At 71.3% G+C, this 14572-nt stretch carries 11 protein-coding genes and 1 pseudogene; 7 read left to right on the forward strand and 5 right to left on the reverse strand.

Annotation, left to right across the window (positions count from 1 at the left end; translation table 11 throughout):
* The first annotated feature begins 68 nt into the window (after window positions 1-68).
* The 6 genes and pseudogenes from OG241_RS43350 to OG241_RS43375 form a co-directional block, all read left to right on the forward strand.
* Window positions 69-1340: a cytochrome P450 gene (locus OG241_RS43350; RefSeq protein WP_405823674.1), complete on the forward strand. Its 1272-nt coding sequence runs from the start codon at window positions 69-71 to the stop codon at window positions 1338-1340.
* Between the two features lie 105 nt (window positions 1341-1445).
* The gene (locus OG241_RS43355; protein ID WP_405823676.1) at window positions 1446-2786 is read left to right on the forward strand and encodes an ABC transporter substrate-binding protein; all 1341 of its coding nucleotides are present in this window, start codon (window positions 1446-1448) and stop codon (window positions 2784-2786) included.
* Window positions 2783-3727 carry a carbohydrate ABC transporter permease gene (locus OG241_RS43360; RefSeq protein ID WP_405823678.1) on the forward strand — a complete coding sequence of 315 codons (945 nt, stop codon included), beginning with the start codon at window positions 2783-2785 and terminating at the stop codon, window positions 3725-3727. Before OG241_RS43355 ends, OG241_RS43360 begins: the two co-directional genes overlap by 4 nt.
* A complete protein-coding gene (locus OG241_RS43365; RefSeq protein WP_405823680.1) occupies window positions 3724-4596 on the forward strand; it encodes a carbohydrate ABC transporter permease in 873 nt (290 codons plus the stop codon). The genes OG241_RS43360 and OG241_RS43365 overlap by 4 nt, the downstream gene beginning before the upstream one ends.
* Window positions 4597-4609: 13 nt before the next feature.
* Window positions 4610-5233, forward strand: coding sequence for a hypothetical protein (locus OG241_RS43370; RefSeq protein ID WP_405826752.1), 624 nt, complete (start codon window positions 4610-4612; stop codon window positions 5231-5233).
* 256 nt (window positions 5234-5489) lie between these two features.
* Window positions 5490-6143, forward strand: a pseudogene (locus tag OG241_RS43375) (L,D-transpeptidase family protein); the annotation flags it as partial.
* A gap of 67 nt (window positions 6144-6210) precedes the next feature.
* Here the strand turns inward: OG241_RS43375 and OG241_RS43380 are convergent.
* Window positions 6211-7425: a Dyp-type peroxidase gene (locus OG241_RS43380; RefSeq protein WP_405823682.1), complete on the reverse strand. Its 1215-nt coding sequence runs from the start codon at window positions 7423-7425 to the stop codon at window positions 6211-6213.
* A 66-nt stretch (window positions 7426-7491) separates the two neighbouring features.
* Here OG241_RS43380 and OG241_RS43385 point away from each other — a divergent pair, with 66 nt between their 5' ends.
* Window positions 7492-8823, forward strand: coding sequence for a nitrous oxide reductase family maturation protein NosD (locus tag OG241_RS43385; RefSeq protein WP_405823684.1), 1332 nt, complete (start codon window positions 7492-7494; stop codon window positions 8821-8823).
* Between the two features lie 56 nt (window positions 8824-8879).
* Here OG241_RS43385 and OG241_RS43390 read toward each other — a convergent pair whose 3' ends face one another.
* The 4 genes from OG241_RS43390 to OG241_RS43405 all read right to left on the reverse strand — a co-directional run bounded on the left by OG241_RS43390 (window position 8880) and on the right by OG241_RS43405 (window position 14535).
* Window positions 8880-9677: a hypothetical protein gene (locus OG241_RS43390; protein ID WP_405823686.1), complete on the reverse strand. Its 798-nt coding sequence runs from the start codon at window positions 9675-9677 to the stop codon at window positions 8880-8882.
* A gap of 106 nt (window positions 9678-9783) precedes the next feature.
* Window positions 9784-12786, reverse strand: coding sequence for an SdrD B-like domain-containing protein (locus tag OG241_RS43395; protein ID WP_405823688.1), 3003 nt, complete (start codon window positions 12784-12786; stop codon window positions 9784-9786).
* A 199-nt stretch (window positions 12787-12985) separates the two neighbouring features.
* Window positions 12986-13930 carry a sugar phosphate isomerase/epimerase family protein gene (locus OG241_RS43400; protein ID WP_405823690.1) on the reverse strand — a complete coding sequence of 315 codons (945 nt, stop codon included), beginning with the start codon at window positions 13928-13930 and terminating at the stop codon, window positions 12986-12988.
* The gene (locus tag OG241_RS43405; RefSeq protein ID WP_405823692.1) at window positions 13927-14535 is read right to left on the reverse strand and encodes a nucleoside deaminase; all 609 of its coding nucleotides are present in this window, start codon (window positions 14533-14535) and stop codon (window positions 13927-13929) included. The genes OG241_RS43400 and OG241_RS43405 overlap by 4 nt, the downstream gene beginning before the upstream one ends.
* Window positions 14536-14572: the final 37 nt, after the last annotated feature.

A 14572-nucleotide genomic window follows, 5' to 3' on the forward strand; every position in this document is an offset into this window, starting at 1 on the left:
CGCGGTGTGCGACACCATGGGCGCGACCCCGTGACCCGTGATCCGCACCCCCGGCCGGAGGGCACCGCGTGGACCGTCAACCGCTCGACAGACTCGACGAGTTGCAGAGTGAGCCCTATCCGCACTACACCCGCGCCCGCGACGCCGAAGGGCTGACCTTCGTCGCCGAACTCGACGCCTGGCTGGTCGCCCGGGACGCCGACGTACGCGAAGTCCTCCGCCGCGACCAGGACTTCTCCTCGGCCGGTGCGCTGCGCCCCGACGTCATGCCGGCGCCCGCCGCGCTCGCGGTGCTGGGCGGCGGTTTCGGCGGGCGGCCCGTCGTCGTCGGCGCGGACGGTGTCCGCCACCAGGAGCTGCGGGCCCCCATCGTCAAGGGCCTCTCGCCCGCCCGGGTCGCCGCCGTCATGCCGTACGCGGCCGAGCGTGCCGCCGCCCTGGTCGGCGCGCTCGTGAGCGGTGACCCGGGTGACGCCGGTCAACACGAGGGCGGACACGTGGAGTTGATGTCCGCGTACGCCCGCCGGTTGCCCGGGGAGGTCATCGGCAGGATCGTCGGACTCGACCCCGCCGACGTGTCGGCCGTCGTGCACGGCGGGTACCGCGCCGAGGAACTCCTCTTCCGGCCCCTCCCCGAGGAGGAGCAGATCGCCGCCGCCCAGGACGTCGTCGCGACGCAGCACATCCTCGACCGGTACGCCCGTGCCCGGCACACCGAACCCCGTGAGGACCTCTGCACGGAGATCGTCGCCTCCGTCACCGTCCCCGGCGACAGCGAAGCCGGCGACGACAGCGCCGAACTCACCCTCGACCAGCGCCACGAGGCCGTGTCCCACCTCCAGAACCTCCTGATCGCCGGACATCTCACCACCACCGCGCTCATCGGCACGACGGTCCTCCATCTGCTCCGGCACCCCGCCCAGTGGGAGCTGCTGTGCGCGGAACCCGACCGCATCCCGGCCGCCGTGGAGGAGGCCGCCCGGTACGACACGGCGCTCCAGGGATTCCGCCGCGTCACCACCCGCCCGGTCACCCTCGCGGGCACCGAACTCCCGGCCGGAGCCTCGCTGTTCGTCGCCTTCGGTGCCGCCAACCGGGATGGTGCGCGGCACCCCCGGCCGGACGAGTTCGACATCACCCGCAGCCCGGTACGTCATCTCGCCTTCGGTCTCGGCGTCCACGCCTGCCCAGGATCCCAGCTCGCCCGCGAGCAACTCCGGCTCACCCTGCAGGAATTGACGAGCCGCCTGCCGGGTCTGCGACTGGCCGGGGACCATCCGGTCACGATGAGTCCGACGATGATCCACCGCTCGCCGCGGAGCCTCCACCTGACGTGGTGATCGGTGCATGATCCGTGCACGGGTCTTGTTGTGACATCCGGACCTTCCCTAGGGTCGACGTTCGAGGGGGTGGAAGCGCTTTCTAGTGAAAGAGGTGACCCACTCATGCCCGGAAACCGCACAAGGACCAGCACGGGGAGGAAGTCCAGGCGGTCACGGAAGGCGACTGCGACCGTCGCCGCGGGGCTCACCCTCGCTCTCTGTGCCGCACTCACCGCCTGCTCTGGCCCGGACGGTTCGACGAGCGCGGGCGGCAAGGTCGTCCTGCGGTACACCTGGTGGGGCAACCCGGACCGGGCGGCCAGGACCCAGGCCGCGGTCGACCTCTTCGAGAAGAAGCATCCGGACGTCGACGTGCAGACCTCGTTCGCCGGATACGACGCCTACAAGCAGAAGCTGGCGACCCAGGCGGCCGGCGGCGACGCCCCCGACGTCATGCAGCTCGACTACCGGATGATCGACCAGTACGCCTCCGGCGGTGTCCTCCTCGACCTCGGTACGCAGCAAACCACCCTGAAGACAGGCGAGTTCGAGCCCGGACTGCTCGCCACCGGCAGACTGAACGGCAAGCAGTACGCCGTCCCGCAGGGACGCGGCACCGAGACCGTCGTGTACGACCAGGCCCAGTGGAAGAAGGCGGGTCTCGCGCCGCCCGCCGACGCCACGGCCGGCGGCTGGACCTGGGACCAGTGGGCCGACGCCATGCGGGCGCTGAAGAAGAAGACCGGCAAACCCGGCGGCACCGACCCCGGGCAGAGCGAGGACTCCTTCGAGGTCTGGCTGCGCGGCCAGGGCGGGTCCCTCTACACCAAGGACCACCGACTCGGCTTCACCGTCGACGACCTGACCCGCTGGTGGACGTTCACCGACGGCCTGCGCCGCGAGGGCGTCGTCTCGCCCGCCGAGCAGACCACCCAGCTCGACGGCTCGGTGGAGAACACCCCGCTCGGCCGCGGCACGGCCCTGTCCGACATGAACTGGGACGCTCCCGCCAGCGGTTACCTCGCCCTGATCCCGGACGGCATCGGCCTCGCCCCCATGCCGTCGGGCGCCGACGGCACCCCCGGCCAGTACTTCAAGCCCTCCATGTTCATGGGCGTCGCCGCGGACACCGGCAGCCCCGAACAGGCCGCGCTCCTCATCGACTTCATGCTCAATGACCGCGAGGCCGCAGCGATCCTCGGCGCGACCCGGGGCATCCCCGTCAACGAGTCGATCCGCGAGGAACTCGCCCCGAAGCTGAAGGACTTCGACAAGACGATCTACGCCTACCAGGCCACCCTCGAAGGGAAGCTCGCCACTCCGCCTCAGGCGCCCCCTTCGGGTGACAGCGCCCTGCAGACCACCTTCCAGCGCGACTACGACCAGGTGTCGTACGAGCGCATGTCGCCGCGCGAGGCGGCCCAGGACTACGTCACCGAGGCGAAGGCGGAGCTGCGGTCATGACCACCACCGAGACACCGGTCCCCGCCCGCACCGCGAAAGCCACCCCCGTACGGCGGCCGAAACGGCAACGCGAGGGCGCCGCCTGGGTGTTCCTGTCCCCATGGGTACTGGGCGCCTGCGTGCTCACCCTGCTCCCCATGGCGGTGTCGCTCTACCTCTCCTTCACCGACTACGACATGTTCAACTCGCCCAACTGGGTGGGCCTGCGCAACTACACGCAGATGTTCACCGAGGACCCGCGCTACTGGCGGTCGGTCGTCGCGACCCTCACCTATGTCGTCATCGCGGTCCCGCTCCAGCTCGGACTCGCCCTCGTCGTCGCCCTCGCCCTGAAGAACATGAAACGCGGCCGGGCCTTCTACCGCTCCGCGTTCTACGCCCCCTCCCTCCTGGGCGCCTCGATGTCCGTCGCCCTGGTCTGGCGTGCGCTGTTCAACGACGGCGGCACCGTCGACAACCTCTTCGGCACCGGCGGCTGGATCTTCAAGCCCGGCTGGGCGCTTGTCACCGTGGCCCTGCTGACCGTGTGGCAGTTCGGCGCCCCGATGGTCATCTTCCTCGCCGGACTCCAGCAGATCCCGGGGGAGTTGTACGAGGCGGCCGAGGTGGACGGCGCGAACCGATGGCGTCAGTTCCGCTCCATCACCGTGCCGATGCTGTCCCCGGTGATCTTCTTCAACCTGGTCCTGCAGACGATCCAGGCGTTCCAGGTCTTCACCCCCGCCTTCGCGGTGAGCGGCGGCAAGGGCGGCCCCGCCGACTCGACCCTCTTCTACACGCTGTACCTCTACGACCGGGGCTTCGTCGCCTCCCACATGGGCTACGCGTCCGCGATGGCCTGGGTGCTCCTGATCGTCATCGGCGCCGTCACCGCCGTACTCTTCCGGACCTCGCGCTCCTGGGTCTTCTACGCCTCCGACACCGAAGGGGGCGTCCGATGACGACCACCGTGACCTCAACTCCCGTCGGGCGCAGGCCCGTTGCCCGGCGGCGGATCGCCCTCCACGTCGCCTGCCTGGCCGCGCTGCTCGTCATGCTCTACCCGCTCGCGTGGCTGCTCGCGACCTCTCTCAAGCCCGCGAACGAGGTCATCGCCAGCCTCGACCTGCTGCCCAGCCACCTGGAGTGGTCCAACTACAAGACAGCCCTCGACGGCGTGAACGACGTCTCCGTCTGGCGCCTGCTCACCAACTCCCTGCTGATCGCGGGCGGCGCCGTCCTCGGCAACGTCATCAGCTGCTCCCTGGCGGCCTACGCCTTCGCACGGCTGCGCTTCCGCTTCCGGGGCCCGCTCTTCGCGTTCATGATCGCAACGATCATGCTGCCGCACCACGCGGTGCTGATCCCGCAGTACATCATCTTCAACCAGCTCGGCATGGTGAACACCTACTGGCCGCTGATCCTGCCCAAGTTCCTCGCCACGGAGGCGTTCTTCGTCTTCCTGATCGTGCAGTTCATGCGCGGACTGCCGAGAGAACTGGAGGAGGCGGCACGCATCGACGGCTGTGGCCCGTTCCGCTCCTTCTTCCTGGTGATCCTCCCGCTCACCCGCCCCGCGCTGATCACCACCGCGATCTTCACCTTCATCTGGACCTGGAACGACTTCTTCACCCAGCTGATCTATCTCTTCTCGCCGGACAAGTTCACCCTCACCCTGGCGCTCCGGTCGTTCGTGGACGCGTCCAGCACCTCCGCCTTCGGCCCGATGTTCGCCATGTCGGTGATCGCGCTGCTGCCGATCGTCCTGTTCTTCCTCGCCTTCCAGCGGTTCCTGGTGGAGGGCATGGCCAACTCCGGGATCAAGGGGTGAGGCGGTGAGCGGTATGCGTACGACCCGTGAACCGGGCGAGATCTTCGGCCCGCGCATGACCCTCTTCGCGGACGTCCTGAGCATCGGTCTCGCCACGGCCGTGGCGAGCCTGCCGCTGCTGACCGCGCCCGCCGCGCTCTCCACGGCCTGCGCGATCCTGCGCGGCACCCGGGAGGACCGCCCGGCCACCGCCGGACGCTACTTCCGCCTCCTGCGGCAGCGGCTGCGCACCGGCGACCTGGCCGCCGGCCTCGCCGCCGTGACGGGCGTCCTGCTGCTGCTCGCCGATCTGGCACTCGCCCGCACCGGCCTGCCCGGCGGCGGGGCCTTCGCGGCCGTCGCCGCCGCGATCGGCGCCTGCGCGGCCGTGACCGGCCTGCGCGCCTGCGGACGCCCCGAGTCGCTCACCGACTGGCCGGCCGCCGTGGGCGCGGCGGCCCGGCGGTCCGTCCAGGACCTGGGCGGCAGCGCCCTGGTCCTGCTCGCGCTGGTGACGGCCGCGCTGTGCGCGTGGATGCTGCCGCCGCTCGCGTTCCTGGCCCCGGGCCCGTTGGCGATGGCGCTCACGGCGATCGACGTACGGGGGCATCAGCACCGACGGGCGAAGCGGAGAACGCTGCCTACCCGCTCGGGCTAAGCGCTCCGCCGGAAGCGGCGGGCCGCGCCGTCGTTCGTCCGCGGCGCCGAAGTGGCTGGTCGCGCGGTTCCCCACGACCCTTCGGGGCGCCGCCGACCAGCGGCGAAACGCGCTCGCCCGGCCCGGCGCGACCGTCCCGCCCCGCCCGGGTGACGTATCTCTGTAGGCGTGTCCCTGTCGGTGAGGACGCATGCCGGTCCGTCGAGGAGGCGCTGTGGCGAGAACCCGAGTCCGTATCCCTCGTACGAGGGTGGCCATGGCCCTGGGGTTCCTCCTGGGGGCGCTGGTGCCGACGGGAATCGCCACGGCCGCCGCACCCACCCCCGAGACCTGCACCGCCGGCACCGGCCCCTACCAGCGCGAGCTGGAGGAGCATCTGAAACTGCCCGTGGACGGACGGCAGACGCCCGCCGACTGCGAGGCGGTCCGTACCTTCCAGAACCGCAACGGGGTCCGGCCCGCCGACGGTTACGCGGGCCTCACGACCTACCGCACGATGCTCGTCGTCGAGGCCCGCGCCAACCCGAACGCCGCCGGGAGGTGCCCCGTCCGCACGTACCGCATCGCCTGTGTCGATCTGGCCCGGCAGCTGATGTGGGTGCAGACGGGGAGCCGGGTCGTGTTCGCGCCCGTGCCCGTCCGCTCGGGGCGCGACGGCTACGAGACCCGCACCGGCTGGTTCACCGTCTACTGGCGGGACCTCGACCACTACTCCGACCTCTACGACAACGCGCCCATGCCGTACTCCCAGTTCTTCAGCGAGGGCCAGGCCTTCCACGGCACCCCTGGCGACCTGTTCACCGGCGGCTCCCACGGCTGCGTCAACCTGCGCCTCGACGACGCCGAGCGGCTGTGGAACACCCTCGCCAAGAACGACGCGGTGTACGTGTGGGGCGAAAAGCCCGGTACGGAACGGAAGTTGAGGCCCCGACCGACCGAGCCCAAGCCCGAGTACACGGAGGCGGACGCGGACGCGGTCACGCCAGCAGACGTGCCCCCAGGTCCTCACCCGGAAGAGCACCCGGAAGGACGTACGCCACCGCCGAACCCCGGTGCTCGATGAAGCGGCTCAGGTCGTCCGTCGCCGTCATCCGGTGCTGGACGCGGGCGAACAGCGCGGGGTCCCGCATGAAGGCGAGGAACAGCAGGCCACGGTCTTCCGGTCCGGCGTCGTAGCCGTACCCCCGGCGCAGCATCCGCGCACCGGAGTCCAGCCGAGGACTGGCCGCCCGTACGTGCGACCGCGGCGGGATCACGTACCGCCCCTGCGGGGTCTTCGCGAAGATGTCCACGTCGTCGTGTTCGTGCCGCTGCCCGAGCGGCGCCCCGCTCGCCTTGTGCCGCCCGATGATCTCCTCCTGCCGCCGCGTACCGAGCCGCGCGAACCCGGCCACGTCGATGTGGATACGCCGCACGACCAGGTAGGTGGCGTCGTCGGACCACACCCAGCGCTCGCACTCCTTCGGCGTCGGGTTCGCCGTGCCGTCCTTGAAGCCGAGGTGGTTGCGCGGTGTCTGCCCGGCCGGAGTCGGCGCCAGGGACCCGGTCTGCCGCCAGCGCGGACGCAGGGTGCTGCCCGCCAGCCGGGTGAGCGCGCTCGCGGTGGCCGTCGTGACACGCGGGTCGTCGGCGCAGAGCTGGAGCAGCAGATCGCCGCCGCCGAACGCGGGGTCGAGCCGGTCGTCGGGGAACGGCGGCAGCTCACGCAGCGCGCCCGGCGCGGCGACACACAGGAGCCGGGGGAGCCGGGGACCGATCGCCACGGTCGCGGTGAGCCGGGCCTTCCCGGCCCCCTCGATCGGAGCACCCTCCGAGATCTCCTCCGCGATCCCCTTCCCACGTACGGGACTTGGGGACGGGAGTTCGCCGTCCAGGGTCTCCGCCAGCGCCCGCGTCCACCGCCCGAACACCTCCTTCAGGGCACGCACGCCGTCCGCTCCCTGGACCTCCGGGGCGAGGTCGTACGCGGTGACGAGTGCGGAGGTCTGCTGGGGGGTCGTCACGCCGGCCTGGCGCGGACCCCGGAAGCGGAAGGCCGGCGGGCCCGCGGCGGCGGGACGGGAGCGTGCGTCGTCGGTGCACGCGGAGGCGGTCGCGGCGAGGACGCCGAGGGCTGCGGCGCGGGTCAGGACATCCCGGCGTACGGGGTCCGACGCGCCGTCGGGCGTGGGGAAAGAGGCATGTGCTGTCATAGGAGTGAAAGGGACGATACATCTGCGATCGTGTCAAACATCCTCTTTCCGCGAATCGGACGAACCGTGTCACGAGGCCTGTTCGTCGTCGCTGCCTTCCTCCTCGTGGGCGTCACCGCCTGTGCGGGCTCCTCGCCCCCGGGCTCGGGCGGAGCCGAACCGGCGTCGGTCGTCCGGGTGCCGCAGGACACCAACTCCCTTCAGGACGCGGTCGACCGGGTCCGTGCGGGCGGGCTCGTACTGGTCTCACCCGGCGTCTACCGGGAGAGCGTGACCGTCTCCAAGGCACGGGTTGTGCTGCGCGGCCTCGACCGCTCCCGGGTGGTCGTCGACGGGGAGTTCGAGCGCGCCAACGGCATCACCGTGACCGGCGCGGGCTCCGTCGTGGAGAACCTGACCGTCCGCGACCATCTCGCCAACGGCGTCCTGTTCACCGGCGTGACCGACCCGTCCGCGCTACGGGCGGGCCGCGCCGGGGGCTCGGCCTACGACCCGCTGGACACCGTCAAGTTCCCCCCGCTGAAGGGGTTCCGGGCCTCCTACGTCACCGCGTACGACAACGCGCTGTACGGCATCTACGCCTTCGACGCCCGCAGCGGGATCATCGAGCACTCCTACGCCTCCGGACACGCCGACTCCGGGATCTACGTCGGCCAGTGCCGCCCCTGCGACACGGTCGTGCGGCACAACACCGTCGAGCACAACGCGGTCGGCCTGGAGGTCACCAACGCCTCCGAACGGCTCTACCTGTTGGGCAACCGGGCGAGCCGCAACCGGGTCGGTCTGACCCTCAACTCCAACGACCTGGAGGCGCTCGGCCCGCAGCACGGCGCGGTCGTCGCGGGCAACACGCTCACCGACAACAACGACGACGCCAGTCCCGAACAGGCCGACGGCGGCTTCGGGATCGGGGTCGGGGCGGGCGGCGGCCGGGCCAACGTCATCGAGCGCAACCTGATCAGCGACAACAAGGCGGCCGGAGTGCTGCTGAGCGACGTACAGGGCTATCCGGCGCGTGCCAACACCGTGCGCGCCAACCGGGTCACCGGCAACGGCACCGACCTGGTCCTCGCCACCGGCACCCCGGCAGGCAACTGCTTCACCGGCAACGGCGAGTCGCTGACGAGCCCGGCCGACCTGCCCCGCGAGACGCGCTGCGGAAAGGACACGCGGGGCGCCGCACGGGCGGAGCCGGACACCGGCCTGCTCCGCGACCCCCTGGGCCACCCGACCCCGGTCCAGGCACCCCCGGGCATCTCCTTCCAGGACGTCCCGCCACCCCCGAACCAACACCCCATGCCCAAGGCCGCAACAGCCCCGCCCAGCCCAGCGGTAGCCCTACCGGGCAAGGTGACCCCGGAAAAGTTCCTGCTGCCGGGTGAGAAGGGCGCCCCCTAAGGGGCGCGGGGAACTGCGCGACAAGCCACAACGAACCAGCAGCCGCCAAACCGTGCTCACCCCTCCCCCCAAGGCGCCCCCGGCACCCCGCTGACCCCCTTGACCCGAACGCCCCCCAGATCCATGGTGATCTTCCGGCCCCGGCCGAGATCCACCCGCACGCGCCGCAGGCCCCCTTCGTCGTCGACCCAGTACGACAAGGGGGAACGGGTACGCGCCGAGCTGGACGCGGACGCGTTCGGGCGGGGTCGCGGCCCCGAGAAGACGTCGTACCGCCGACCGTCCACGCGCTCGTCGCGCAACCGCAACGGCCCCGACTGCGCGAGCAGTTGCGCGTTGTCGGGGCGGTCGGCGCCCAGCGACAGGGCCAGCCGCAGGGCGGTGTCCAGGGGCGCGGCGCCGAACGCGCGGCGCTTCCACGCGGTCGGCTTCAGCCGCTCCGCCGCGCGCAGCGCGCCCTCGGCGGGAGGTGTGGGGGACCCGTCGGCCACCGCCAGCCCGCTCTGGTCCCAGGCGAGCAGGCCGCCGTTCGGACGCCCGGCGCCCGCCACCTCGTACCATCCGACGGCCCGGTGTCTGCGGTGGTCGACGACGGCGCGCACCACGGCCGAGCCGTCGCCCGACGCCGCGCGCAGGGTGATCTCCGAGGGGCTGACCCGGTAGGTGCGGAAGCGGGCCAGTGCCATCCGTTCGGCCTCGGCGGGAGAGAGGGGCCGGGGGCCGGGATCGCCGCCGCCGGTGAGGAGGAGACCGGCGCAGGCCGCCGCCGCGAGGGCGCCCACCGCCCACCAGGTCCGCCGTACCCTTCGCGCCCCCGGCGCCTTCTCGGTCGTACCGCTCCTGATGCGTCGCATGGGACGTCTCTACATGCGGGCGGGCCGCGTACCGGTCGACACCGGTACGCGGCCCGCCCCGCGTCACCCTCCCGGGTGCGCGGCCGTCACCCCACTGGGCAGGGCGTCAGCACTTCTTGCCCTTGCAGGGCTCACCCCGCTCGTTGGCGATCTTCACGATCAGCCCCTCGGCGCCCGTGCCGTTCTCCAGGGTCAGCCGGTAGGGGCCGAAGACCGGGTTGCGCGGCAGGACGTAGCCCTCGGGGACGTCCTTCTCCACGAGGTAGTACGTGCCGATCTGGTTGTCGTCGAAGGAGCACCTGCCCGTCCGGCCGGTGACACAGTCGCCGACCATCCGGTCCCTGCCCGCGCCCTGGGGCTGGAGGCCGGGCTTGCCGTTGCTGTCGAGCCACAGCTGGAAGACCGCGCCGTGCAGCGGTTTGCCGGTCTTGCGGTCGGTCTTGACGACCGTCAGCGACAGCTCCGCGACCAGGCCCGCGTCGAGGGTGAGGTCGTGGCGGTTGCCGGGGCCGAGGGTGACGGGCTGGGAGCAGCCGCTGGTCCGGTCGACGACCGAGTCGTCACCTGTCGCGCCCGCGTTCTGCCTGGTCCAGAGGTAGCCGCGCGGGCTGCGGAAGCAGGCCTTGTAGCGTCCGTCGGGCAGTGCGGGGAACAGGTAGTGCCCGTTCGAGTCCGTCCTGGTGGTCCTGAGCACGTCACCCGTGGCGGGGTCGGTCAGCTCGACCGGGACGTCCTTCGTGCCGGGCTCGCCCCGGTCCTGGATGCCGTTGCCGTTGGTGTCGTACCAGACGAGGTCACCGAGCCTGTTGACGGGACCGACCAGACCCGCGTCGATCGTGTGGTTGACGTCGCCCGGGTCGCCGACGACCACGTCGGTCCGGCCCGCCGGGTCGACGTTCGAGTCGAGTGCACGGTCGCGGCCGGCGCCCTCCTGGGTCCACTTCAGTTCCGCCAGGGTCGGGGAGCCGGGCAGTGCCGACGGGTTGACGCCGCTGTAGCCGAAGGTGGCGTGGTACGTCGTGTTCGGCGTCAGGCCGTCCTTCGTGCCCAGGTAGTACTCACCGTTCGCGTCGGTCGTGGCGGTCAGCGCCGGCCCGGTCGACGTCGGGGTCAGGGTGACGAGGACGCCCGCTACGGGCGGCTCCGACGGGTCCTGGACGCCGTCGCCGTTCGAGTCGTACCAGACGCGGTTGCCGATCTGGACGGGTGCCTGGTCGCAGACGAGTTCCAGGTCGGCGAGACCGTTGGCCTTGCCGAAGAGGTTCTGGCTGAGGGCGAGGTCGTTGCCCGAGGTCGACTGGATGAGCAGATTGCCCTCGACCGCGCCGGTGTCCGCGTTCCAGCGGCGAGCGCCCTGCTGGAATGGGTCGTACGGGTCGTAGACCGTGCTCCACACCTTCTTCCGGTACGGCTGGAGCACCGTGCCGCCCTCGCCGACCTGGTCGTGGACCGCGTCGAAGAGCGTGGTGGAGTCGTCGTAGAACTCGCCGCGGCCCGATCCCTCGTCGTTGCCCGGCAGACTGCCCTTCAGCCCGCCGCAGGAGCCGTTGTTCTCCAGCGTGTACGTCGTCCCGGACTTGCAGGCACGCAGTACGTCACCGGCGGCGATGCCGGTCACCAGCGGCTGGGCGGTGCTGTTGTACGCGTACGTCGCGGTGCCCGTCATGTCGCCGAAGCGGTCGCGGTAGCCGAGCACCAGGTCGCCGTTGTCGGCGATCTCGATGTTCGACAGGATGGGCTGCGGCGCGGAGATGAACAGGTGGGGATCCGTGCCCGGGACGCGCTCGTTCCAGGCCTCCCACGCGCCGCTCATGATCTGGCCGACAGCGGAGGGCTTCTTGCAGCGGTAGGCGTCGGCCGGGTCACCGGTGAACCGGTAGGCGCAGCCGCGCGGGTAGTTCAGCGCGTGCGTGAAGATCTCGCTGAATGCTCCGCCGCTGAACTCGTACACGTGCGCGCTGAGTTGCGCCGGGTCGCCCCACGGGGCGGCCGTGGGGACGGTCGTCTCCGCGCCGCACACCCCGCCGACCAGCACGCGCTTGCCGCGCACGCCGATGCCGTACGGATGCCACTGGCCGGTGCAGGCACTGGGCCTCGGGATGTCGTACGCGTTCTGCGTGCCGGGCCGGACGGTCGCGCCGGAGCCCAGGATGGGCACGCTGTACAGCTTGGAGTCGTTGAGGTTGACCGCGTACAGCGTCTTTCCGTCGCCGGAGACGTCGACGTCGCCGATGCCCTCGCGGCCGACCTTGCTGTAGACGGCGTTGTCGTGCAGCCAGTTGTCGGTGGTCTCGTGCGCGGTCAGGGTGCCGGGCAGGGTGACGAAGGTGTCGACGGTGGTGTTGCCGCCGAACTGGCGGTAGATCGTGTTGGTGGCGCCCGCCGGGCCGTAGGCCGTGTGCCGCTTGACCAGCGTGCCCATGTACTTGTTGCCGGTGCGGTCCACGCCGATGCCGAACACGGCCTGCTGCTTGGTGTTGTCGGTCAGCTGGGTGACGGTTCCGCCGGGGGAGGTGTTAGTGAAGTCCCCGCCGAAGGAGACCAGGCCCTGGTAGGTGGCGGGGGCGTCGCCCTTGGTGAGGTTGCAGCTGACCAGGGTCGGGTTCTCCTGGCAGTAGACGCCGGGCTCCCAGAATCCGGTGGTGTACGTGACGTCCGTACCGCCGGAGACGTCGACGAAGCCGACGTTGCTGCGGATGACGTCGGGGCCTGTGCCCGGGCCGGCGACGGCGGGGGAGAGGTTGCCGGGGTCCGGGTTGGTGACCTGGACGCGGTACTTGCCACCGGTGAGCTGGGGCGTGGCAGCGAAGGTGACGGTGCCTTCGGCACCGGTCGTCAGGTGCCGGACGCTGCCGACGTCGTCCGTCAGGGTGACCCTGACACCGGCGAGGCCCGGCTCCAGGACGCTGTCGTACGCGCCGTCCGCGTCCACCTCGGTGACGACCCGTACGGTCACCGCGCCGTCGCCGGCGGCGGCCCGGGTGGTCGCCGCCGTGAGCGGGCCGAGGCCGGTCGCGGCGACGGCCGGTGAACCGGTTGCTACGAGCGCGAGACTCAGGCCGGTCAGACCGGCGAGCCGTCTCCGCAGACCGGGCGGAGAGTCGTGCACGCGCCGGCGCGAGGCGGCGGTGCCTGGTCCTGCTCTGAACACTGTGTCCTCGTCTCGTGGAGCGAACACCCCCATCGAGCTATGTATGGGAACAGTGAAGAAGATCGAATCGGCCCGTTCGGACGAATCGGATGATTGCGGTATTAGCGGACCGGATAGGGAGGGCCGTCCGGGGTGTGGCGGACACCCGCGCGGCCGGTCACGCCCGAGCCCGCCGTGCGACGGCCACCCCCGCCCGGAGCGCGGCCACCGGGTCGGGCGCCTCGTCCAGTTCGACGAGCACCGTGCCGGCGCCGGGTGTCCGGGACATCGCGTCGGCCCAGCCCGGCCAGTCGACGACGCCCGTGCCCAGCTCGGTCATATAGGGCTGCTGCTGGGCGAAGACCGTCTCGTCGATGGTCAGTTCGCGGTCGATCGGCCCGACCGCGTCCTTCCAGTGCGCCAGCGCGATCCGCTGTGCGTGCCGGCGCGCGACGGCCACGGGGTCGCCGCCGCCGAGTGCGATGTGGCACGAGTCCGGGCACAGCCACACATGGCGCGGGTCGGTCAGCAGCATGAACAGGTCGATGTCCCGCTCGTACCAGAGCGTGCTGTTCGACTCCGTGTGGAAGGCGAGCCGCACACCCAGCCGGGCGACCGCGTCACCGACCGTATGGGCGATGTCGGCCATCCGGGACATGTACGCGGCGTCCACGAAGAAGGGCGGACGGGTCCCGAAGGTGGTCCGCATCGGCAGTCCGGTGACGAGAAGGTCCGCGCCGACGTCGGCGAGGAAGGCCGCGCGCCGCTCGGCGTCGGCGACGATCGCGGCCAGGTTGTCGCCGTGGCGCCAGTCGGGGGCGTCGCTCCCGGCCACGAAGGCGCTCACGATGCTCAGGCCCCGTGCCTCCAGCGCGCGCCGGAACGCGGGCGCGCTGCCGAAGGCGCGCAGGGCCGACTCGATGTCGCCCGGCGCGAAGGTCAACTCGATACCGGTCACACCGGCCTCGGCCAGCGCGTCCAGTATCCGCCCCCAGAAGCCCCCAGGGTCGGCGAGCGCCAACTCCCGTACGGCGTCCGGGGTTTCGAGCCCCCAGAACGCCGGGTGGTAGAAGGTGATGACGTCGGTGGCGAAGCGCGGTTCGCCGGCGGCCGGCGGAGTCACTCGGTACCCCCGCGCGCGTTGTAGACGACGACGTCATCGGCGTCGACCGCGTCCCGGTAGCTCCGGAACACGGCCAGCGCCTCTTCCCGCAGCACGTCCTGTACGACCTTGATGCCACGCGACTCGAACTGCTCGGCCCAGTCGGCGCCGAGCGGGCCCTCGTCGAAGGTGGTGATCTCCTCCAGCTGGGGTCCCTCGCCCGCGACCACCAGACCGCGCACGCCCGACCACATGGTCGCGCCGTAACACTGCACGCAGGGACGCCAGTTGACGACCAGCTCATGCGCCGGAAGCCCCTCGCCGCCCAGGTCCCAGCCGCCTGTGGCTGTCTGGGCCAGCCCGAGCGCCACGACCTCGGCGTGCGCGCTGGAGACGCCGGAGGCGAGGACGACGTTCACCCCGACCGAGACGATCCGTCCGGTGTCCTGCTCGGCGACGAGCGCCGCGAACGGACCGCCGTTGCCCTCACGCCAGTTGCGATCCGCCAGGCGGTGCACGAGGCGCATCCGGTCGTCGCGGTCGGGGACGACGGGGGGCACGTCGGCCAACTCGTCGTCGATCCAGGCCGGCAGCGCCACCCGGTATTCCTTCGCGATGTCGATCACGGTCCAACTCCCTTGAGATGTAAGTAGATTGCGCGGC

It is taken from the genome of Streptomyces sp. NBC_01390 (genome assembly GCF_045040105.1).
Taxonomy (GTDB): domain Bacteria; phylum Actinomycetota; class Actinomycetes; order Streptomycetales; family Streptomycetaceae; genus Streptomyces.

Coding starts and splice junctions, on each gene's coding strand:
- OG241_RS43360 (WP_405823678.1), top strand. CDS start 2,783: ATGACCACCACCGAGACACCGGTCCCCGCCCGCACCGCGAAAGCCACC.
- OG241_RS43365 (WP_405823680.1), top strand. CDS start 3,724: ATGACGACCACCGTGACCTCAACTCCCGTCGGGCGCAGGCCCGTTGCC.
- OG241_RS43370 (WP_405826752.1), top strand. CDS start 4,610: ATGCGTACGACCCGTGAACCGGGCGAGATCTTCGGCCCGCGCATGACC.
- OG241_RS43355 (WP_405823676.1), top strand. CDS start 1,446: ATGCCCGGAAACCGCACAAGGACCAGCACGGGGAGGAAGTCCAGGCGG.
- OG241_RS43380 (WP_405823682.1), bottom strand. CDS start 7,425: ATGACAGCACATGCCTCTTTCCCCACGCCCGACGGCGCGTCGGACCCC.
- OG241_RS43390 (WP_405823686.1), bottom strand. CDS start 9,677: ATGCGACGCATCAGGAGCGGTACGACCGAGAAGGCGCCGGGGGCGCGA.